The sequence below is a fragment of the Dactylosporangium sp. CA-139114 genome, assembly GCF_050955725.1.
Lineage (GTDB): Bacteria > Actinomycetota > Actinomycetes > Mycobacteriales > Micromonosporaceae > Dactylosporangium.
This window is the reverse complement of sequence record NZ_CP192080.1, coordinates 4,763,121-4,783,122: the sequence shown is the minus strand read 5'-3', so window position 1 is coordinate 4,783,122 and position 20,002 is coordinate 4,763,121. Positions and strand designations below refer to the sequence as shown.

Annotated in this window: 16 protein-coding genes, 2 pseudogenes and 2 CRISPR repeat arrays; of the genes and pseudogenes, 5 read left to right on the top strand and 13 right to left on the bottom strand. The window is 71.6% G+C overall.

The window, feature by feature from the left end:
• The 4 genes and pseudogenes from ACQP2P_RS21695 to rph form a co-directional block, all read right to left on the bottom strand.
• The gene (locus ACQP2P_RS21695; protein WP_433618615.1) at positions 1–255 is read right to left on the bottom strand and encodes a hypothetical protein; all 255 of its coding nucleotides are present in this window, start codon (positions 253–255) and stop codon (positions 1–3) included.
• Between the two features lie 140 nt (positions 256–395).
• A pseudogene (locus ACQP2P_RS21690) lies at positions 396–539 on the bottom strand (family 43 glycosylhydrolase); the annotation flags it as partial.
• A 22-nt stretch (positions 540–561) separates the two neighbouring features.
• A complete protein-coding gene (locus ACQP2P_RS21685; protein ID WP_433618613.1) occupies positions 562–969 on the bottom strand; it encodes a hypothetical protein in 408 nt (135 codons plus the stop codon).
• Positions 970–985: 16 nt separating this feature from the next.
• Positions 986–3,475 carry a rifamycin-inactivating phosphotransferase gene (rph, locus tag ACQP2P_RS21680; RefSeq protein ID WP_433618611.1) on the bottom strand — a complete coding sequence of 830 codons (2,490 nt, stop codon included), beginning with the start codon at positions 3,473–3,475 and terminating at the stop codon, positions 986–988.
• Between the two features lie 187 nt (positions 3,476–3,662).
• Between rph and ACQP2P_RS21675 the strand changes: the two genes are divergently transcribed.
• From ACQP2P_RS21675 to ACQP2P_RS21660, 4 genes are all read left to right on the top strand, one after another.
• Entirely contained in the window at positions 3,663–4,187 is a 525-nt protein-coding gene (locus tag ACQP2P_RS21675) for a PadR family transcriptional regulator (RefSeq protein WP_433618609.1), read from the top strand.
• A complete protein-coding gene (locus ACQP2P_RS21670; RefSeq protein ID WP_433618607.1) occupies positions 4,184–4,861 on the top strand; it encodes an ABC transporter ATP-binding protein in 678 nt (225 codons plus the stop codon). The genes ACQP2P_RS21675 and ACQP2P_RS21670 overlap by 4 nt, the downstream gene beginning before the upstream one ends.
• Complete coding sequence (locus tag ACQP2P_RS21665; protein ID WP_433618605.1) at positions 4,858–7,167, top strand: FtsX-like permease family protein; 2,310 nt, start codon at positions 4,858–4,860, stop codon at positions 7,165–7,167. The genes ACQP2P_RS21670 and ACQP2P_RS21665 overlap by 4 nt, the downstream gene beginning before the upstream one ends.
• 199 nt (positions 7,168–7,366) lie before the next feature.
• Positions 7,367–9,043: direct repeats of the CRISPR family, unit length 28 nt; unit sequence GGACCATCCCCGCGTGCGCGGGGAGCAC.
• A gap of 5 nt (positions 9,044–9,048) precedes the next feature.
• Positions 9,049–9,306, top strand: coding sequence for a hypothetical protein (locus ACQP2P_RS21660; RefSeq protein WP_433618604.1), 258 nt, complete (start codon positions 9,049–9,051; stop codon positions 9,304–9,306).
• 261 nt (positions 9,307–9,567) lie between these two features.
• Here the strand turns inward: ACQP2P_RS21660 and ACQP2P_RS21655 are convergent, their stop codons facing one another.
• Positions 9,568–9,675, bottom strand: a complete 108-nt coding sequence (locus tag ACQP2P_RS21655) for a 2OG-Fe(II) oxygenase (RefSeq protein WP_433618602.1) — start codon at positions 9,673–9,675, stop codon at positions 9,568–9,570.
• 135 nt (positions 9,676–9,810) lie between these two features.
• Between ACQP2P_RS21655 and ACQP2P_RS21650 the strand changes: the two are divergent.
• Positions 9,811–10,696 (top strand): annotated as a pseudogene (locus tag ACQP2P_RS21650) (IS982 family transposase).
• Between the two features lie 12 nt (positions 10,697–10,708).
• Here ACQP2P_RS21650 and ACQP2P_RS21645 read toward each other — a convergent pair.
• The 8 genes from ACQP2P_RS21645 to casA form a co-directional block, all read right to left on the bottom strand.
• Complete coding sequence (locus tag ACQP2P_RS21645; protein WP_433618600.1) at positions 10,709–11,257, bottom strand: 2OG-Fe(II) oxygenase; 549 nt, start codon at positions 11,255–11,257, stop codon at positions 10,709–10,711.
• 348 nt (positions 11,258–11,605) lie between these two features.
• A CRISPR array of direct repeats spans positions 11,606–13,770; the repeat unit is 28 nt; unit sequence GGACCATCCCCGCGTGCGCGGGGAGCAC.
• 25 nt (positions 13,771–13,795) lie between these two features.
• Complete coding sequence (gene cas2e / locus ACQP2P_RS21640; RefSeq protein ID WP_433618598.1) at positions 13,796–14,182, bottom strand: type I-E CRISPR-associated endoribonuclease Cas2e; 387 nt, start codon at positions 14,180–14,182, stop codon at positions 13,796–13,798.
• Positions 14,182–15,135, bottom strand: coding sequence for a type I-E CRISPR-associated endonuclease Cas1e (cas1e, locus tag ACQP2P_RS21635; protein ID WP_433618597.1), 954 nt, complete (start codon positions 15,133–15,135; stop codon positions 14,182–14,184). Before cas1e ends, cas2e begins: the two co-directional genes overlap by 1 nt.
• A 2-nt stretch (positions 15,136–15,137) precedes the next feature.
• On the bottom strand, positions 15,138–15,812 hold the full coding sequence (gene cas6e / locus ACQP2P_RS21630) for a type I-E CRISPR-associated protein Cas6/Cse3/CasE (protein ID WP_433618595.1): 675 nt from the start codon (positions 15,810–15,812) through the stop codon (positions 15,138–15,140).
• A gap of 2 nt (positions 15,813–15,814) precedes the next feature.
• Positions 15,815–16,513, bottom strand: coding sequence for a type I-E CRISPR-associated protein Cas5/CasD (gene cas5e, locus ACQP2P_RS21625; protein WP_433618593.1), 699 nt, complete (start codon positions 16,511–16,513; stop codon positions 15,815–15,817).
• On the bottom strand, positions 16,510–17,634 hold the full coding sequence (cas7e, locus tag ACQP2P_RS21620; RefSeq protein ID WP_433618592.1) for a type I-E CRISPR-associated protein Cas7/Cse4/CasC: 1,125 nt from the start codon (positions 17,632–17,634) through the stop codon (positions 16,510–16,512). The genes cas5e and cas7e overlap by 4 nt, the downstream gene beginning before the upstream one ends.
• Entirely contained in the window at positions 17,631–18,305 is a 675-nt protein-coding gene (casB, locus tag ACQP2P_RS21615; RefSeq protein WP_433618591.1) for a type I-E CRISPR-associated protein Cse2/CasB, read from the bottom strand. Before casB ends, cas7e begins: the two co-directional genes overlap by 4 nt.
• Entirely contained in the window at positions 18,302–19,978 is a 1,677-nt protein-coding gene (gene casA / locus ACQP2P_RS21610; RefSeq protein ID WP_433618590.1) for a type I-E CRISPR-associated protein Cse1/CasA, read from the bottom strand. Before casA ends, casB begins: the two co-directional genes overlap by 4 nt.
• Between the last annotated feature and the right edge of the window lie 24 nt (positions 19,979–20,002).

Here is a 20,002-nt window from a genome sequence, read left to right as displayed (position 1 = left end):
TCAGCTCGGTCCGCACGACGAGGGCGGGGCCGGCCGGTAGTCGAACCAGTCGAAGTGCACGGTGCCGTGCTCGGCGTACATGCCGATGACGCGCCCGGTGAAGCCGCCGGCGACCTCGGTCGAGAGGTACCGGCCGTCGAGGGTCGCCAGCGCGTCGAGGCTGCCGTCCGGCCGCGCGAGGCCGAGGGACACGCAGTCCGGCCCGCTGCGGGAGTCCTGCGCGCCCTCGTACGCAACCGTGTCGGCACCGAGCACGACGGGACCGCCGGGCACGGCCCGGGCCGCGACGACCGTGCGCGCGGGCCGATGCGGGCCACCACGCGCGCCTCGCCGTCAGCGAGCTCGGACCAGGGGCCGGCCGGGTCGGTCGCGGTGACGAGCAGGTTGCCGTCGCCGCTGACGTTCGTGGTGACGATCCAGAACCGGCCGTCGTGGTGGCGCAGTGTGGGGGCGTAGATGCCGCCCGAGGACGCGGTGCCGGCCGGGATGCGCAGCTGGCTCGGGCGGTCGAGCGCGTTGCCGATCTGGGTCCAGTGCACGAGATCCCGGGCCGCGGCGTGATCAGCGCGCGTCGTCCAGCAGCGCCGCGATGCGCCCGGCGGTCCTGCGCGCCGCACGCTGCTTGATCAGCCCCTCCTTCGCGACCGCCCGCACGTGCACGGCGGTGCTGTGCTCCCCGCGGCGAGTCGCGACGACGGTGACCTCCACGGGGTTCAGGTTCCCGGTTCCGCCTCCGGTGCGCCTGCGCACCGTGATGCGATCCGGGCCCGCGTCCACCAGTTGCGCAGGCCCGGACCGGGGCAGCTCGGCGAGCACGGCGCAGATGCGTTCCATCGCCAGGCCCAGACGCAGCGGCACTTCGCGGTCGAACTCGCTGACGTCGTGACCGAGGAGCCCGGCGGCGAGTTTCGCGCCGCGGCCGACGCGGCCGAATCGTTCCGCCAGGATCTCGTCCTCCGGCTCCCCCATCGGCCCAGTCTGCCACCTACGGCAGCAGCTCGATGTACCCCTCGGTGCCGTGCACGCGAATCCGCTGCCCGTCGGCGATCAGGCGCGTCGCGTCCACCACGCCGACGACGGCCGGCAGCCCGTACTCCCGCGCGATCACCGCGCCGTGCGTCATCAGCCCGCCGACCTCCGTCACCAGCCCGGCGACGGAGACGAACAGCGGCGTCCAGCTCGGGTCCGTGTGCGCCGTGACGAGGATGTCGCCCGGTTCGGGGTCGGCCTGGGCCAGGTCCAGGACGACGCGGGCCCGGCCCTCGACGGTGCCGGCGGAGACGGGCAGGCCGGCGAGCGAGCCGGGCGGCAGGTCCTCGCGCCGGTACGACCCGTTGATGCCCTCCCCGTCCGAGGTGAGCACCCGCGGCGGTGTGAGCGTCTCGTGCCACCGGAACTCCTCCCGCCGCGCGGCGATGAGCGAGTCGTCCGCGCGGTGTGTGCGCACGACCTCGCCGAGCTCGTCGAAGCTGAGGTAGTAGATGTCCTCCCGCTCGCGCAGGACCCCGGCCCGCACAAGGCGCTCCGCCTCCTCCAGCAGGGCCCGCTTGTAGACGAAGTACCGGCTGATCATGCCGTACTTCGGATACTCCCGGTACCCGATGAAGGTCCGGACGCGGTCGATGCGCTGTTTCGTCTCGGCGGCCTTGTGCTCGCCGTCGGGCAGGTCCCGCAGACGCGCCAGGATCTCCTGCTCCTTGCGCCAGGCCTCCTGCCGGCCCTGCTCGAAGCGCCGCGCACCCTCCCCCGGCTCGAAGTTCCTGATGTTGCCGAGGATCAGGGGCACGAGCGTGGAGGGGCGTTCGCTCCAGCGGGGGCGCGTGATGTCGATCTCGCCGACGCAGCGCATGCCGTACTTGTGCAGCCAGCCCTCGATGGCCAGGCGCGCGGGCTCGGGCAGCTCGTCGAGGAAGCCGTCGTCCTGCACGTGCCGCAGCCGCTCCACCACGTCCGGGTGCGGGCGGATCGCGTCGGCGACGTCGAGCAGCGCCAGCCCCATCTGCGAGGTGACGTTGTTCGGCACGGACTGCGCGAGCGTGTCGGCCGCGTTCTTCTCGCCGAGCCACTCCTCCAGCCGCTCGTTGAGCCACCAGGTGGCCTCCATCGCCGGCAGGTACACCCGGCGGCTCTCCTGATCGAACAACAGCCGTCGCAGCTCCTGCAGGTCCGCGCGGATGAAGTCGAGCAGCGCCTCGCCGGACTTCGTGCGGATCTCGCGCTCCGCGGCGGCGACCGAGTCCTCGCCGCGCCGGATCAGCTCGGTGACGACGGCCGGGTCGGTCTCGATCGGCTCGAGCGCACCGCCGGCCAGCGGCCTGACCGGACCCTCGTCGGGCAGTGGCCGGATGAAGCCGTCGCGCTCGAGGACGCTGCGCACCGCGTCGGCGGTGAGCGGATCGGATTTCCCCATGAGGTCCAGGAGGGCCTCCCGAGTCGACGGTACGGCCAGCCGCTGCGTGACGTCGACGAACAGACGGCCACCGGCGAACGCCATCGGCGCCGGGGTCGTCATCTGCCAGAACGAGATCCCGAGGGGCTTCATGGCGTCGGTCATCATCTGCTGGTGGCCGACCGAGAGGTAGACGTGGTGCTCGTCGTCGCCGCGCTCGGGGATCGGGAACAGCGTGGTGATCGGCCGGCTCTGCACGACGAAGCAGTCGTCGCCGGCCAGGCACCACTCGATGTCCTGCGGGCGGCCGAAGGAGGCCTCGATCCGCCGGCCGAGCCGCACGAGCCGAAGCACCTCGGCGTCGGTGAGCAGCGGGTCGACCGGCTTGGCGACGATCTCGCCCTCGCGCACCGTGAAGGTGTCGGGGTTCGCCAGGCCGGCGACCAGCGCCTCGCCGAGGCCGGCGACCGCCTCCACGGAGGTGACCGTCCGGTCGGAGGTGACCGGGTCGGCGGTGAACATGACGCCGGACGCGCGCGGGTCGACCATCCGCTGCACGATCACGGCCATGCGGACCGCGCGGTCGTCGATGCCGTGGCGCCGGCGGTAGGTCACGGCCCGCTCGGTGAACAGCGAGGCCCAGCACCGGCTGACGTGCCGCAGCACCTCGGCCGGCCCGACGACGTTGAGGTAGCTGTCCTGCTGGCCGGCGAACGAGGCCGTCGGCAGGTCCTCGGCGGTCGCGCTGGAGCGCACCGCGTAGGCGTCCCGCTCGCCGAGCCGGGCCAGCGCGCCGGTGATCTCGGCCGCGAGATCGTCCGGGATGGCGATCTGCTCGACGGCCCCGCGGATCTCGGCGCAGAGCGCGCGGACCGCCTCCCGGTCGTGCGGGTCCAGGCGCGCCAGCCGATCGAGGAGATCGTCGAGCGCGCCCGCCACGACCTGCCGGAAGGCGTCCGTCGTCACGCAGAAGCCGTCGGGGACGCGGACGTCTTCGAGCCGCGACAGCGCGCCCAGGTTCGCGCCCTTGCCGCCGACCGCCGCGACCTGGGTCTGGTCCACCTCGTGAAGAGCCACAACACGCATGGTCGCCGATTCTGCGGCACAACCCGGCTCTTGCCGCAATCCCCCCATACTGCTATATATTAAGGTGGGAGGGAATATTCCCGCTTCAGGCAAGCCTGGATTCCCTCAATCTCCGCACCATCCCAGCTCAGGCTCTCTACACGACAGGTATACACAGCATGTATACCTGTCGTGTAGAGTCGCGGGCATGTCCATCGGTCAAGCGTTCCTGGGGCTGCTCGAGACCCGCCCCCGCCACGGGTACGACCTGAAGCGGGCCTACGACGAGCGTTTCGGCGCCGACCGGCCCCTCGCCTACGGCCAGGTCTATGCGACCCTATCCCGGCTGCTCAAGCACGGCCTGGTCACCGTCGACTCCGTCGAGTCCGGCGAGGGCCCCGACCGCAAGCGCTACGCCATCACCGACGCCGGAGTCGCCGACGTCGAGCGCTGGCTCGCCCAGCCCGAGAAGCCCGAGCCATACCTGCAGAGCACCCTGTACATGAAGGTCGTCCTCGCCCTCGCCACCGGCCGGCCCGCCGCCGACGTGCTCGACACCCAGCGGGCCGAGCACCTGCGGCTCATGCGCGACCTCACCCGCCGCAAGGCCCGCGGGGACCTCTCCGACCAGCTCATCTGCGACCACGCGCTGTTCCACCTCGAGGCCGATCTGCGCTGGCTGGAGCTCACCGCCGCCCGCCTCGACGACCTCGCCAAGGATGTCCGCCGATGACCCCGCTGCTGTCCGCCGAGGATCTGCACAAGTCGTTCGGGTCCACCGCCGCGCTCGCCGGGGCCTCGATGTCGGTCGCGGCCGGGGAGATCGTCGCGGTGATGGGCCCGTCCGGCTCGGGCAAGTCCACGATGCTGCACTGCCTGGCCGGGATCATCCGCCCCGACTCGGGCCGGGTCCGCTACCGCGACCAGGAGCTCTCCGCCCTGTCCGACGCCCGCCGCAGCGCCCTGCGCCGCGGCGAGTTCGGGTTCGTCTTCCAGTTCGGCCAGCTCGTGCCCGAGCTGACCTGCCTGGAGAACGTCGCCCTGCCCCTGCGCCTCGACGGCGTGCGCCGCCGCGACGCCGCACAACGCGCCCGCGACTGGCTGCACCGCCTCGAAATCGACGACGTCGCCGCCAAACGCCCCGGCGAGGTCTCCGGCGGCCAGGGCCAGCGCGTCGCCGTCGCCCGCGCCCTCGTCACCGGCGCCCGCGTCGTCTTCGCCGACGAACCCACCGGCGCCCTGGACTCCCTCAACGGCGAACGCGTCATGCGCCTGTTCACCGAAGCCGCCCGCGACACCGGCGCCGCCGTCGTCCTCGTCACCCACGAACCCCGCGTCGCCGCCTACTCCGACCGCGAGATCGTCGTGCGCGACGGCCGCGCCCTCGACCTGGACCGCGCCCGATGAGCTCACCGCGCCGCTGGGCCGCCGACGTCGGGCTCGGAGCCCGCCTCGCCATCAGCGGAGGCCGCGAAGGCCTGCTCCGCACCGCGCTCACCGCGCTCGGGGTCGCGCTCGGCGTCGCCGTGCTGCTCCTGGCCGCCTCGCTGCCCGGCATCCTCGACGGCCGCCACCACCGCACCGACGGCCGCGACGACCTGCACTACGGCGACACGCCGGCCGCGAGCGCCACGAGCATCCTGTCCGAGCCGGTGTTCAGCTCCTACCACGACAAGTCCGTCCAGGGCCGCTTCGTCAAGGCCGAGGGCGACCACCCGATCCTGCCGCCCGGCGTGACCGCGTGGCCCGCCGACGGGCAGATCGTCGTCTCCCCCGCCCTGAAGACGCTGCTCGGCTCGCCGGACGGCCGGCTGCTGCGCGAGCGGTTCCCGCAGCCGATCGCCGGCACCATCGGCAAGGACGGCCTCTCCGGCCCGAACGAGCTCTACTTCTACGGCACCCGCGACTCGCTCGCCGAGGGCCAGCCCGACGTCATGCGGGTCACCCACTACGGCTCCGACTCGCCCGACCAGCGGCTCGACGCCTTCCTGCTGCTGCTCACCGTCGTCGTGCTCGTCGCGCTGCTGCTGCCCGTGGCCATGTTCGTCGCGGCGGCCACCCGCTTCGGCGGGGAGCACCGCGACCGGCGCCTCGCCGCGGTCCGGCTCGTCGGCGCCGACACGTGGATGACCCGCCGGATCGCGGCCGGCGAGGCCGTGGTCAGCGCCGCGCTCGGGGTGCTGCTCGGCGCCGTGCTGTTCGTGGCCGCCCGCCCCTTCGCGGAGCGGTTCGAGGTCGCCGGCCTGAGCGTCTACGGATCCGACATCAACCCGGGGCCGATCATGGCCGTGCTCATCGCCGCCGGGGTACCGCTGGCCGCCCTCCTCATGAGCGTCTTCGCGCTGCGCCGGGTCGTCGTGGAACCCCTCGGCGTCGTGCGCCGCGCCACCAGCCGCACCCGGCGCCGGGTCTGGTGGCGGCTGCTGCTGCCCCTGGCCGGCCTCGCCCTGCTCGCCCCGCTGTTCGGCACCAAGGCCGCCACCTTCAACGTGTGGCAGGTCAGCGGCGGCGTCATCCTGCTGCTCATCGGCGTCTCCACGCTGCTGCCCTGGGTCTTCGACCGCATCGTGCACCGCCTCGGCGGCGGCTCCCTCGCCTGGCAGCTGGCCCTGCGCCGGCTCCAGCTCTCCGGCGACAGCGCCGTGCGGGCCGTCAACGCGGTCGCGGTCACCGCGGCCGGCGCCATCGCGCTGCAGATGCTCTTCGCCGCCGCCCAGCACGGGTACACCAGCCGCACCGGCTACGACGTCGCCCGGGCCCAGGCCGCGCTCTTCACCAGCACGACCGCCGACTCGCACCCCCGCACCGCCGCCGACATCGACGCCACCGTCCGCGCCACGCCGATCGTCACCGGCTCCTACACCCTGCGCAGCGGCGTCGGCGACCTCGGCGGCGCCTCCTTCGAGGTCGTCGTCGGCGACTGCGACACCCTGCGCCTGCTCGCCGACCTGCCCTCCTGCGCCGACGGCGACGTCTTCGGCATCGGCTCGACCAGCCCCGCGACCGAGGGGACCACGCCGCCCGAGCCGACCAGCCTCGGCGGCCAGACGATCACCCTCGGCGACGACGCCGAGCCGTGGACCGTCCCCGGCCCGGTGCGGCCCGCCACCGTGCGCGCCGACCCGAACGGCCAGGAGCACGCCGGCCTGCTGCTCACCCCGTCGCGCGCCCCGGCGGCCGGGCGCGTGCAGCGGTTCGTGACCTTCGTCCGGTACGACACCAACGCCCCGGACGCCGACGAGCTGATCCGCAACGCCGCCGCCCGCATCGACCCCGTGACCGACGTGACCATCCTGCGCACCACGCGCACCGACACGACCTTCTCTAGCATCCAGCGCGGCCTCTACGCGGGCACCGCCGTGGTGCTGCTGCTCGTCGGCCTCAGCCTGCTCGTCGCCACCGTCGAGCAACTCCGCGACCGCCGCCGCACCCTGGCCGCGCTCGTCGCGTTCGGCACCCGCCGCGGCACCATCGGCCTGTCGATCCTCTGGCAGACCGCGGTGCCGGTCGCACTCGGCCTGCTCATCGCCGCCACCCTCGGCATCACCGTCGGCGCGGTCCTGCTGAAGATCGTCTCCGAGCCGGTCCGGCTCGACTGGCCCAGCATCGCCGGCGTCACGGGCATCGCGGCGGCCCTGGTCCTGCTGGTCACGGCCGCGAGCCTTCCGCCGCTGTTCCGCCTGATGCGCCCCGAGGGCCTCCGCTTCGAGTAGCGCAGCCCAACGCGTCGTCGCGCGGCCGGCGCCGAACCGCCCCACCGGCGACTCGCTTCCGTCGCCGCGCGTACACCGACCATCACCGGCGTAGGCGGGGAACACCAGCTCGCCGCCGCGTGGCGCCTTGCACGCATCGGGACCATCCGCCGCGTACGCCGGGAGCACGGCGTACGCGGAACTCACCGACCTGCGCCGCGGACCATCCCCGCGTGCGCGGGGAGCACAGGGCGGGGCGGCTGTCGCGGCCGGCGCGTTCGGGACCATCCCCGCCTGCGCGGGGAGCACGTCCGTCCACTGTGCACTGTACACACCGTACTAGGACCATCCCCGCGTGCGCGGGGAGCACGCGAACGTGCCCACCAACCCGGTCTTGTTCTGCGGACCATCCCCGCGTGCGCGGGGAGCACGACCCCTCAGGAGCCCCCATGGCCCGATCGCTGGGGCCGTCCCCGCGTGCGCAAGGAGCACACGTTCGCCTGATCGATCGCGGCCTGCGTGTTGGGACCATCCCCGCGTGCGCGGGGAGCACCGACGGGGTGTCGTCGGCGGACGTGTCGGCGCTGGGACCATCCCCGCGTGCGCGGGGAGCACGGCGAGCGCATCGGCCGGATCCTCAACGCCCACGGACCATCCCCACGTGCGCGGGGAGCACCGAAGGACCTCCACGACGAGGTCCGCCGCCGCAGGACCATCCCCACGTGCGCGGGGAGCACCCCTTCCTGTGCATGAACTCCCCCTCTTCCCGGGGACCATCCCCGCGTGCGCGGGGAGCACTTCATCCCGTGCACGGGGTTCCTGTCGCTGCTGGGACCATCCCCGCGTGCGCGGGGAGCACCCGGGCACAGTGGTTCCTCGGCGGCGCAGTCCCCGGACCATCCCCGCGTGCGCGGGGAGCACATGTTCCGTGCGGCGCTGTCGTTCGCGCCTGAGGGACCATCCCCGCGTGCGGGGGGAGCATACCAACCCGCACACCGACCACGTGCACGTCAGCGGACCATCCCCGCGTGCGCGGGGAGCATCAGCCCCACAGGCTCGACGCGCGGTTCCAGGAGGGACCATCCCCGCGTGCGCGGGGAGCATTCAGCAAGCAATTGCAGCCGTTCGATTGCCGACGGACTATCCCCGCGTGCGCGGGGTGCATTCCTCGGGGCTGGCCGCGGTGAACGACTCGTCCGGACCATCCCCGCGTGCGCGGGGAGCATGGCACGTCGAACTCCGGCGCGTTCTCGTACATCGGACCATCCCCGCGTGCGCGGGGAGCATGCCCACGCGATCGCCGAGGGGTTGGGCGTGAGTGGACCATCCCCGCGTGCGCGGGGAGCATCCCGGGTTGTAGCCGCGGCCGCCCGCGATGGGCGGACCATCCCCGCGTGCGCGGGGAGCATGCGCTGGTACCGCTGGTACGCCTCCCGGGTGCGGGACCATCCCCGCGTGCGCGGGGAGCATTGAGTGTGGGTCGCTACATCCACACACGCGGACGGACCATCCCCGCGTGCGCGGGGAGCATAAGGTCACCGACCCCGTTCTCGTTGATGTGCGAGGACCATCCCCGCGTGCGCGGGGAGCATACCGGCGTGAGCTTGCGGCCCGGCGTGCACCGGGGACCATCCCCGCGTGCGCGGGGAGCATGCGGCGCAGTTCGAGCAGAAGGTCCGCGTCCGGGGACCATCCCCGCGTGCGCGGGGAGCATGCCAACGCGTTCAAGCGGTTCCGGGTCGCCGGGGGACCATCCCCGCGTGCGCGGGGAGCATTCGAACTGCTCGATGCTCAGGTGCTTGTGCCCGGGACCATCCCCGCGTGCGCGGGGAGCATGAGGTGGCCGAGCAGATCGCCGCGGCGACGGTGGGACCATCCCCGCGTGCGCGGGGAGCATACTTCTTGACCTGCATCGATAAAGATCAATTTCGCCGATTTCATTCACTTGCAGACTACGACGAGATCGTTCCCGGGCCGATCAAGGTGGCGGAGAATGACTGCTCCAATCCTGAGCGATACTACCTCGCTCGCTGGCAGGATCTGCGATGCCGCCGGCCTGCCGGCTGCCGAGCCCATCTGCCACACGGGCAGCCGCTCGCTCCCCAGCAGCCGCATCTGTCGGTGGACAGCGCGCATCACCAAAACTTCGGCTGCGGTTGATGAGCCGTCGCTGGGCTGTGATCGATTTAGCGCTCAGCAGGCATCCGACGGGCGTACGCGTTGGGCGAACAACACGACGTACACGAGTTGCAGAAGGCCGGGGGTCACCGCTACCCCCGCGACGAAGAGGCCCCCGTAACGGTTTCGGTGTTGGACTCTTGGTCAGCCAGGCGGCGGACGTACAAGGACAACCGCCGATGGCCGCCGCGCGTGCCCGGCGTCAGCTCGTGTACGCGCGACCGTCCGGGTCGGGGAGGTAACTCATTCGGCGTCGTGCATGACCAGGCCGAGCGCGTAGCGGGTGCCGCCGCGTACGACGCTCACGCCGTGGCGGACGGGAGCCGCGGTCCAGCCGCGCGCCGAGCGCACCGGGCGGTCGCGCGTCGTGAATACTAGATGATTGATGCCTTGAAGATTCGGGTGTGTGTCGCTGCTGGGTAGATGCGGGGAGGGTGTCCAAGATCGGCGTTGCTGACCCAGCCGCCGAACTCTTGGAGCCCGTCGTTGGACGCTGATCTGGACACCCTCGTGACCGCACTGTACGTGGAGATCGATGATCTGATCGAGCGGCCCCGGGGCCGGGGTCGCCGGCCGTTGCTGTCCCACGCCGAGCTGCTGTGCCTGGCGGTGATGCAGGTGCTGCTGCGCTTCCCATCGGAGCGGCACTGGCTGCGCTACGCCCGCAAGCATCTGCGCGGAATGTTCCCCTACCTGCCCGACCAGGACGGCTACAACAAACGGATGCGCAAAGCAGGACCGCTGCTGGCCACGGTGATGCGGCATCTGGCCACCCGCACCCCGTCCTGGTACGACCAGCTCCGCCTGATCGACTCCACCCCGCTGCCCTGCGGCGCATCCCGGGAGACCGTCAAACGGTCCGACCTGGCCGGCGACGCCGGCTACGGCTACTGCGCCTCCCACTCCCGTTACTTCTGGGGTTTCCGCCTCTACCTCGTCTGTACCCCGGAGGGCATGCCGGTCATCTGGGGCCTGGCCAACCCCAAACTCGGCGAACGCGAGGTGATGACCGCCTTCCTCGAGGCCGACCATCACCTCGTCCATGCCGGCCAGGTGCTGCTCGGCGACAAAGGCTTCGCCGGCGCGGACTTTGAGGGGTTCATCACCGGGCAGCTCGGGGCGCACTTCGTGCGCCCCGACCGCAAGGGTGAACCCGCCCGGTTCGGCAAACTCGCCCGCGTCCGGCAATGGGTCGAGGCCGTCTTCGACACCCTCAAAGGGTCAACTCGACCTGGAAGCCCACGGAGGCCGCACCCTGGCCGGGGTCTTCGTCCGCGTCGCCCAACGCCTCCTCGCCCTCACCGCCGTGATCTGGCACAACTGGACCATCGGCGCCCCCAGCAAACGGTCCCTCATCGCCTACGACCACTGAGCCTTCAAGGCATCAATCATCTAGGCCGTGGCCTTGCACCAGGGGGACCGCCGTGCCGCGGGACTGGGCCCGCGGGCGCTGCTCGACCAGCATGAACTCGCCGCCGGTGTAGTCGGTGCCGTACCCGCTCAGACCGATCACCACCTGCAGCGGGAAGACGAGCTCGCCGTAGAGGTCGCGGTGCAGGGCGTTCCAGTCGCCGGACTCGTAGCGCAGCAGGATCGCGGTCGAGCGGCGCTGCCCGGCCTCGTGGCACATCGCGGTCCACTCGTCCAGGGTGTTGGGCCACGGGGCCGGCCGCCGCAGGCGGGCGGCCCAGTCGCGGGCGATCGGCAGCAGCTGCGGGTACAGCTGCTGCCGTAGTTCCTCGATCAGCGTCGGGTAGGGGCGCCGGAAGTATTTGTAGCGGCCGGAGCCGAAGCGGTGGCGCGCCATGTCGACGGTCGAGCGGAAGTGTTCGTCGTGCTCGAACAGCGCGGCGAGCTCGCGGCAGTCGGCGTCCTCGAGCAGCCGGCCGATCGGCGCGCAGGCGACGTCGTCGAGGTCTGCGGAGATGGTCACGTCCCCATCGTGTCGCGGGCGGGGACCTGCTGGCATGCGGGAATCAGACCTTGCATCGGGGCGGCTGGCTCGCGCAGGGTGCGCCACGAGCCAGCTCGCGACCGGCAGGACCAGTCAGCGAGGCGGGCACCCTAACAATCACGACCGACGGGCTCGTTCGGGGTTCGGACCGCCGGGTGCGCGCGGAGCATGATGACCTGCGACAGCTCGTCGGCGGACATCGGCGGGACCATCCCCGCGTGCGCGGGGACCACGGGTCTGCTCATCCGCGTCCACGGGGGCGGTCCGGACCGTCCCCGCGTGCGCGGGGAGCACCGGAGGACGTCGGCGACCATGAGCAGCCGCGGGGGACCATCCCCGCGTGCTCGGGGACCCCTCCCACGGCACCGTCGGCGTGCTGCGCACGTCGGGACTATCCCCGCGTGCGCGGGAAGCACCGCTTGTACTCGGCCCGGCGGGTGAGCCGGTCCGGACCATCCCCGCGTGCACGGGGAGCACACAAGGTCGGTATTGATGTGCGTCGTGGTGTGAGGACCATCCCCGCGTGCGCGGTGAGCACTACCGGCTGGTTTGGCGGATGGCGATCTCATGCGGACCATCCCCGCGTGCGCGGGGAGCAGGCGCCGTCCTCCTCCCCGAGGAGCGCGAGCACCGGACCATCCCCGCGTGCGCGGAGAGCAGATCTCCTCGTCCTGGAACGCCGCGTCCACGATCGGACCATCCCCGCGTGCGCGGGGAGCAGCTTCGGCGTGAAGACCGGCTCGCCGTGCTCGACCGGACCATCCCCGCGTGCGCGGGGAGCAGCTGATGTGCACCTGAAGGGCCAGGTCACGGATGGGACCATCCCCGCGTGCGCGGGAAGCAGGTACCCGTCGTGGCCCTGCTCGACCATCCAGGTGGACCATCCCCGCGTGCGCAGGGAGCAGGACGCGCTCGAGGGCCAGATCACCACGGCCGCCGGACCATCCCCGCGTGCGCGGGGAGCACAGGGCCTGAGCCCGGTCGAGGCCACCCGGCAGCGGACCATCCCCGCGTGCGCGGGGAGCACGGGTAGGGCGTGGCGGCCAATCCCAACTGGCCGGGACCATCCCCGCGTGCGCGGGGAGCACGTCGAGGTCAGCGGCACCGCCGGATTCTGGATAGGACCATCCCCGCGTGCGCGGGAAGCACCCGTCTTCAAGCCCGGCGGACGGAACGTCGTCGGGACCATCCCCGCGTGCGCGGGGAGCACCGACTCCAATCCACGATGAGGGTGAATGCGGGCGGACCATCCCCGCGTGCGCGGGGAGCACTACCCGGTGCTGCCCGTGCCGGTGGAGCACCGCGGACCATCCCCGCGTGCGCGGGGAGCACATCTCCGCGCCGGGCTGAAGGCCGAAGTCGCGGGGACCATCCCCGCGTGCGCGGGGAGCACGGAAGCAGGATGACTGGACCGCCGCGAGCGCGGGACCATCCCCGCGTGCGCGGGGAGCACCTGTCACCTTTCCAGTTTCTCCTAACGTTCGGAGGACCATCCCCGCGTGCGCGGGGAGCACCCAGGTGCTCCATCTCTCTACGGGCGCTTCCGGGGACCATCCCCGCGTGCGCGGGGAGCACAGGTCGACGAGGTGCTCGGCGTCGTCCTGCCACGGACCATCCCCGCGTGCGCGGGGAGCACAGGTCGACGAGGTGCTCGGCGTCGTCCTGCCACGGACCATCCCCGCGTGCGCGGGGAGCACCGCCGTCTACAGCCACAACCACGGCGGCGTGTGCGGACCATCCCCGCGTGCGCGGGGAGCACTCTCGGGCGTTGGCGGGCGAGTTCATCGACCTCGGACCATCCCCGCGTGCGCGGGGAGCACGGCGCCAGGGTCCGGGACACCCTCCGCGAGCAGGGACCATCCCCGCGTGCGCGGGGAGCACAGGGACCGTCGGAAGCCCGTCCAGTGCAGCCCGGGACCATCCCCGCGTGCGCGGGGAGCACTGACCGCCCCGCAGGGCGCCGACTTCCACGCCCGGACCATCCCCGCGTGCGCGGGGAGCACTGGTCGTCGGCTGAGCCGATGGCCGATGTCGAAGGACCATCCCCGCGTGCGCGGGGAGCACCGTCTTCCTCGAGGTGCCCGGCAAGGGCCACTTCGGACCATCCCCGCGTGCGCGGGGAGCACCCACTCACGAGTACGACGACGATGGCCGCCTCAGGACCATCCCCGCGTGCGCGGGGAGCACTCGGCGCGGTCGCCGGCGTAGAGGCGGATGACCGGACCATCCCCGCGTGCGCGGGGAGCACCCAACCGCGCAGCGCTCGGCTCGCCCTCGGCGCGGACCATCCCCGCGTGCGCGGGGAGCACCGGCGATGCCGCGCTGAGCACCTCGGCGACCGCGGACCATCCCCGCGTGCGCGGGGAGCACATCCGCTGCTCGGTCAGCAGATACCGGGCGGCCGGACCATCCCCGCGTGCGCGGGGAGCACACCACCAGCTGGCCCGGCCAGCCCGAGCCGCTCGGACCATCCCCGCGTGCGCGGGGAGCACACTTCTTGACCTGCGGCGCAGAAGATCAGCTTGGCTCTTTTTCTTCACTTTGCCTCGACGCTGGGTGGGGGCGGCGACCGAATCGGCGGCGCCGGGCTGCCTTGCTCCAGCCCGATGGCATCGCCGCGTTGTAGATCGGGTCGGCGGGCCGTCGGATGAGGGTGATGCCGTCCAGGTTCACCGGCGTCCAGTGGTGGTCGTGTACCTCGAATGAGAGTCGCTGTTCGCCGTTGGTCTGGTAGAGCATCAGGGCACGCCCCGGTCCGGCCATGTCGATCACCCGTGACCACAGCCTGCGACGGACGCGTGTGCTGACGTGTCCGATGTACACACCGGCGGAGATCTCCAGGAGCCATTGGGTCAGGTGGCCGCGGAGGCCGGGTGGGCACGCGGTGAGGATGATGACGGTCATCAGAAGTCGACATCCTCTGCGCCGCCTGCATAGTTTCGGCCGGCGGGTATCTCGATGTCGTTGTCGTCCCACAGCCTCAGCGCGTCATCTTCGTCGATCGTACCGGTTGGCTGCGGTTGCAGGAGCAGTGCTCGAATGTCGCGGACGCAGCGGGTGAGGATCGCGCCGTCGTGGACGCGGTCGCGGACTGCGCGGCGGGTGTCCGCGCCGATGTCGGCGGAGTCGCTGGCGGCGACGTCGAACGCGACTGGAATGGTGATGTCGGCCTTGTACAGGTCGGCGATGTCGTAGACGAAGGCTCGCTCGTGTCCGGTGTGGACGAAGCCGAGGCCCGGTGCCGCGCCCAGCGCGACGATGACAGCGTGGACGATGCCGTACAGGCAGGCGTGAGCGGCGGACAAGGCCTGGTTGATCGGGTCGCCGGCGGCGAAGTCGTCGCGGTCGTACTCGCGTTGGTTCCATGGCAGGCCGGTCCGGGCGGCGTGCTCGCGATACGTCCGGCGTACTCGCGCGCCTTCCTTGCCGCGGAGTTGCTGCATGGTCAGCTTGCTCGTGTCTTCTCCCGGGAACCGCATCGCGTACATGCTGCGCGCCACGGCAAGCCGGCGGTCGCGGTGGCTTACCGCCGTGGCTTGAGCGATCAGCAGCCGGCTGGAGGCGGCGAGGGATCTGCCGTGGGCGTAATAGCGAACGCCCCGCTCGCCGACCCAGACGGCGGTGGCGCCGTGGTCGGCGAGCAGAGCTATGGCCTGGTGCGTGACGCTGGTACCAGGGCCGAGGAGCAGGACTCCGATGGTGGCGGCCGGGATGTGGATGATGCCGCGGTCGTCGGTGGCGGTGATGGCGTTGCTGTCGCGGTGGATGACGGCGCGTTCGAGGTAGATGAAGCTGATCCGGTCCTCGGCACGGGTCAGGTCGGGCAGGTCTGCCGGTGGGACGCCGGGGATCTGCATGGTCAGGTTGCTGGGGCGATGGTGAGCAGTCCGCAGCCGTAGGCCTTGGCGTGGCCGATGCCCTGGCTCAGCGCCTGCCGGAAGGCCTCCGGGTCGGTGACGTCGAGGACACCGTCGAAGGTGGCGGTGGTGAGGGTGACGGTGCTGGTGCGGCGTTTGAAGGTCAGCGTCTGGCGGCGGCGTACGACGACGTTCGGCTGGCCGTCGTGCTGCGCGCCGATGGTGAAGCCGCATCGCGTCGCACGGTCGAGCAGCCACTGGATCTGCTCGGCCGGTCGCAGGCGGCCGAAGCGCTGGGTGTCGGTCGAGGCGGGGGTTTTGCGGCCGTTGTGGACCGGGTTTGCGGTGAGCCGGAATGCCCATCGCTGGCCGGGCTGGAGGGCAGCGAGGAGCCCGTCGTAGGCGCGCGTGGTCCACGCCTCAGCGGTACCGAGGGCGCGGGCGCCGGCCTGGTCGACGATGTGCGTGAGGTCAGGGCGGCCGGGACTGACGAGGTAGAGCTGGACGGTGCCGTCGGCGGTGGTGTCGAGGCGCCAGAGTGCGCGGGCACCGGGACGGTCGTGGTCTTCGGGGTTGGTGAAGGCCGCACGGACCGCGGCGTGCATGGCCTGTGGTGAGGCGAGGAGTTTGCGGGCTCCTCGGCGCGCGGTGTCGATGGTGAACCGTGTCAGGTACAAGGTCAGCCTCCCAGCAGGCTCAACGGGTCGTGTTCGGCTGTGTCGGCTCGTGTGCTGTCGGAGTTGGTGATGGTGACGTGGCTGCGGTGGACGGCCCGCCACGTGTGCTGCCGGTGCGCCGGGTCGAAGCTGACCGGCACATCGGGAATCGTCTCGTCGATCGGCTCGCCCGGGCGGGCGTCACGGATGACTTCGAGCCGGACGGTGTTCGCCGCACGTTGGCGGTACCAGTCGGCAGCCAGCCAGGGCCAGGTGGTGAGTGCGTCGTCGAGCGTCGAGTCGTGGACCCCGAGGCTGACCGGGCCGCCCGGCGGGAAGCTACGGCGGCCGAGGTAGAGCGGAAAGTGCGGGCGGTGCAGCGCTTCGTCGAGGCTGGTGAGCAGCCGCAGGTCGCCTCTGACGGCAGCGAGGAATGCCGCGTCGGCGAGGTAGAAGCGGTAGGTGAGTGGTGCGGACTTGCCGTCGGCGGTGTGCGCGGTCTGGAAGTCGCGCATGATCCGGCCCGGCTGGTCGAGCCGGACGCCGAACTCGAGGCCGAGAAGGTCGGTGAGCGGCTCGGTGCGCCGGATGCCCTTCGCCGCGGCGAGCAGGCCGATGACGCCGCTCTTGGTCGGAGCGATCTCGGTGTTGCGGCGGGCGAATCGGCTTCCGGCTCCCCACGCCTGCATCGGCCCCGCGAGGCGAAGCAGGAGCACGCTCATGCCGGTACGCCGAGCGCCGCGCCGACCTGCTCCCCCACGCTCGTGACGAGTGTCTGGAACGGAACGGCCTCGGCGATGTCCGCGAGTGCGGCGGTGTTGTCGCCGACATGGGTCACCCAGCTGCGTACCGGCTGTTCGCCGTAGGCAGTCTCGACGTCGCGGACGTGCGTGGCCAGCGCGGAGGCGGCGAGGCGGATCCGCCCGGCGGCGTCGCTCGCGCCGATCGGCGTCTCGAACGCCCCGACGAAGTTGATCGGCTGGGTGTCGCGGACGCGGACGAGCACCGCATCGGGCAGCGTCCGGTGCGCGAACGTGTTCTGTTTGCCGGTGGGCACGCTACGGGCGAACGCGGTCACGAACGCTTCGACGGCGGCGCGGGTGGCTGCGGCGTCTCCGAGGGTGTCGAACAACGCGTCCACGTTGATGGTCGCGTACCGGTAGAGGGTCGAGGAGTTGAACTCGACGGTGCCAATCATGCCCGCCCCGGTCTCGGCGGCGTCGTGCTTGCGGTCGTCGACGGCGGTGAAGTAGTCGTACTCGTTGTCGACGGCGTGGACGCTGATGGCGTGGGCGACCTGGCAGGCGGCGTCGACGTTGATGTCGGCCATGTCGGCAAGCATCCGGCCGAACATGGCGATGTCGACCGAGTGGTCGGTGTTCGCCAGCTTCTTCAGCGTCGACTTGTCGAGGGTGCCGCCGGCGCGGGTCGTCTCGACGGTGTAGGCGGCGATGTTGTCCAGCTGGCGGCGGCTGAGGAACAGCAGGTAGCTGGACTCGGCGTCTTTCGTCTCGCCCTTCTTCTTCTCGACCTTGGCGAGGCCGGCCGCGACGAGCGCCTCGGCAGCCAGGGCGGATGACGTGGCGCCGTCGCGGTCGGGGTCCAGGGCGGCGATGCGGGCGGCGAGGGACTCACCGACCCGTTTGGTGCGTTCGCCGAGTTGCGAGGCGTCGAGCAGGTCGCCGAACGCGAGCCGGACGGCGCGCTTCCAGGCCTGGCTCGATACCCGGGCCCGCCGGACGCCGCCGTACATGGCGGTCTTCGGTGAGCCGGTGTCGTCGCGGTTGAGGTTGCTGGGCGGCACGGTCTGCAGAATGTGCAGGTCGATGATGGTGCGGTTCATGCGGAGCGCTCCTCGGGGTTCGTGGTCGCCGGCTGGTCGGTGCCGTTCTCGTTCGGCTGGCTGCGGAAATACTCACGTCCCCAGATGGCTTGGATGTCTGGGCGACGTTCTGGCTTGCGGAGTTTGCGCAGGTCGTCGGCGATGAGACCGTAGTCGAGCGGGATCTGGTGCTCCCGCAGCATCGCGACGAGGCCGCGAAGGTGGTAGATGCTCTCGGGGTAGGTGCTGGCAGTGCCGAGGGCCGCGAAGCGGCGGCGCACGCCCTCGGGCCCCGTGCTGGCCCGTGCGAGTCGCGCCAGCGCCTGCCCGAGGCCTTGGCCATTGGTGTGCATCCGTTCGCTGCGGGACTGCTGGTGCAATGCGAACAGGGTGATGGCGTCGTGGACGGCGTACTCAGTGTCGGCCGGGATGGCATCGTCGGCCGGCCGGAAGCCGAGGAGGTCGTCGGGAACGGCGAGGTGGGTCGCGAGGGTGTAGTCAAATCCGGGGGTTCGCCCGACGCCGCGGCGGAGCCGGGCAAGGGTGCTGACGGCCTCTGGACGGGGCGGCTGGCGCAGGACCTGTTCCTGTAGCGCCACAACGACGCGCGCGACGTGGTCGCCGAGCGCCTCTCGGCGACGGCCGGATCTTCTCGGCGGTCCGGCGACTGGTTGGTCGGTGGCCGTCGTCATGGCCGTACCTCCTGTGGCTGGGTCGGGTCGCGCTGAGCGGGGATGTCTGCCGCCATGGGCAGTGCGCGCGCCAGGCCGGACCGGAACCACGCCTCGGCCTGTGAGCTCGAGTAGTGCAACTCCCGGCCGTTGCGGTCCTGCTGTACGCGGCCGACCCAGGCGGCGGGGCCGGCGGCGTCGACGAGTTCGCGGCCTAGGCGGGCGATGGCCCGGCGCACCGTGCGCTGCCAGGCGGCGCGTTCGGCCGCGGCGTCGCTGGAGGGCCCGAGTCCGGCGAGCCAGTGCCGGAACGCCCGGTCCAGGAGTGCGTAGCCGCGTTCGGCGGCTCGTTCGGCGGTACCGTCGTCGGTCGACCCGCCCGCAGCCCGGGCGAGGTTGGCGGCCAGGGTGCGCAGCACCTTGACGGCCTGCTCGGCGTCGGTGGCCGCGTCCACCGCGGCGGTCCGCAGCGCTGAGCCCTCGACCAGCACCAAGACGTTCATGGTCAGGGCGTCGCCGTAGACGTCGTCGACGACGGCCTGCTGCGTGCCGTAGGCCATGCCCGTGGCGCGTGAGCGGACCGAATAGGCGTCGGGAATCAGACCGGTGACGGTGAGCTGGGCGAGCCATTGCAAGACCATCGGTGACAGCCGCTGCGCGGGTTCGCGCTCGGGCGTGGGCGGTGGGAGGAGGGTTTGCAGGCCGCGCCACAGCGCTCGTGTGGTGTCGTGCGGCCGGGGCAAGTACACCGGCGTCCGCTTCTGCTGTTTCTCCCGGGCACCGCTGCGGCCCCAGACGCTCATCGGCTCCAGTAGGTGCCGGTCTTGCCAGTCGAACTGGTCTCCGTAGGAGATCATGGCTCCGGTGATGCCGTCACGGTCACCGAACAGCCGAAGCCGCCGCGCCTGCCAGGTGTAGAGGCTCAGCAGTCCACGGGGGCCGCCCGCAGCAGCCGGGTCCGCGGCGGCGCCGCGGGGTGGCAGTTCCCAGGCCGGTACATCGTGTTCGTCCTGCTGCCGCCAGCCCGGGGCGATCGGGATGAGATTGAGCAGCAAGGTCTCACGCAGCGTGCCGCCCTCGAGATGGACGCCGCCGAGGGCACCGGCCGGTGCGACACCGAGCGGCGGCTTGGCATACACCTTGCCGCCTTGGACCCGGGGATCACCGACGGCGCCGGTCTTGATGCCGGACGGGTCGTAGGCCTGGCAGTGCACGAGCCACCGGGCCGCTTCCGCCGGCGTGATGGATGCCAGGCCGCGTCCGGCCCGTGCGGTCAAGAACGGAAGATTGTTGGGGACGTCGGCGATCAGCCGTTCGAGGCCGAATTCACCGTCATTCGCCGCCCGCAGATCCGCGACCTGATAGAAGGGCTGCTCCGCGTGCAGCAGGTCGAACCGGTCACGGTAGGCGTCCAGGTACTCGGAGATGTCGTGCAGCGGCAGAGCCGGTTCCCGCCACAGTGCCTGCCAGCTTGCGATACCTGGCGGGCCGTCGGTAGCGCGGTGGAGGATGGCGAGTACAAGCCGCAGGATGGCGAACGTCTGGCTGGGCAGTTCGCAGGCGAGCATGCGAAGGTCCTGGGCCTGCTGGAACAGCTCAATCAGGCCGACGTCGCGTCGCCGGCCGTCTGTGTCCAGGGCTGGGATCCAAGGTTCGTCGATCAGGGAGAACGCTGGTCGTGGGGGGCTGGTCACGGCACCTCCATTCCGATGGCGGGT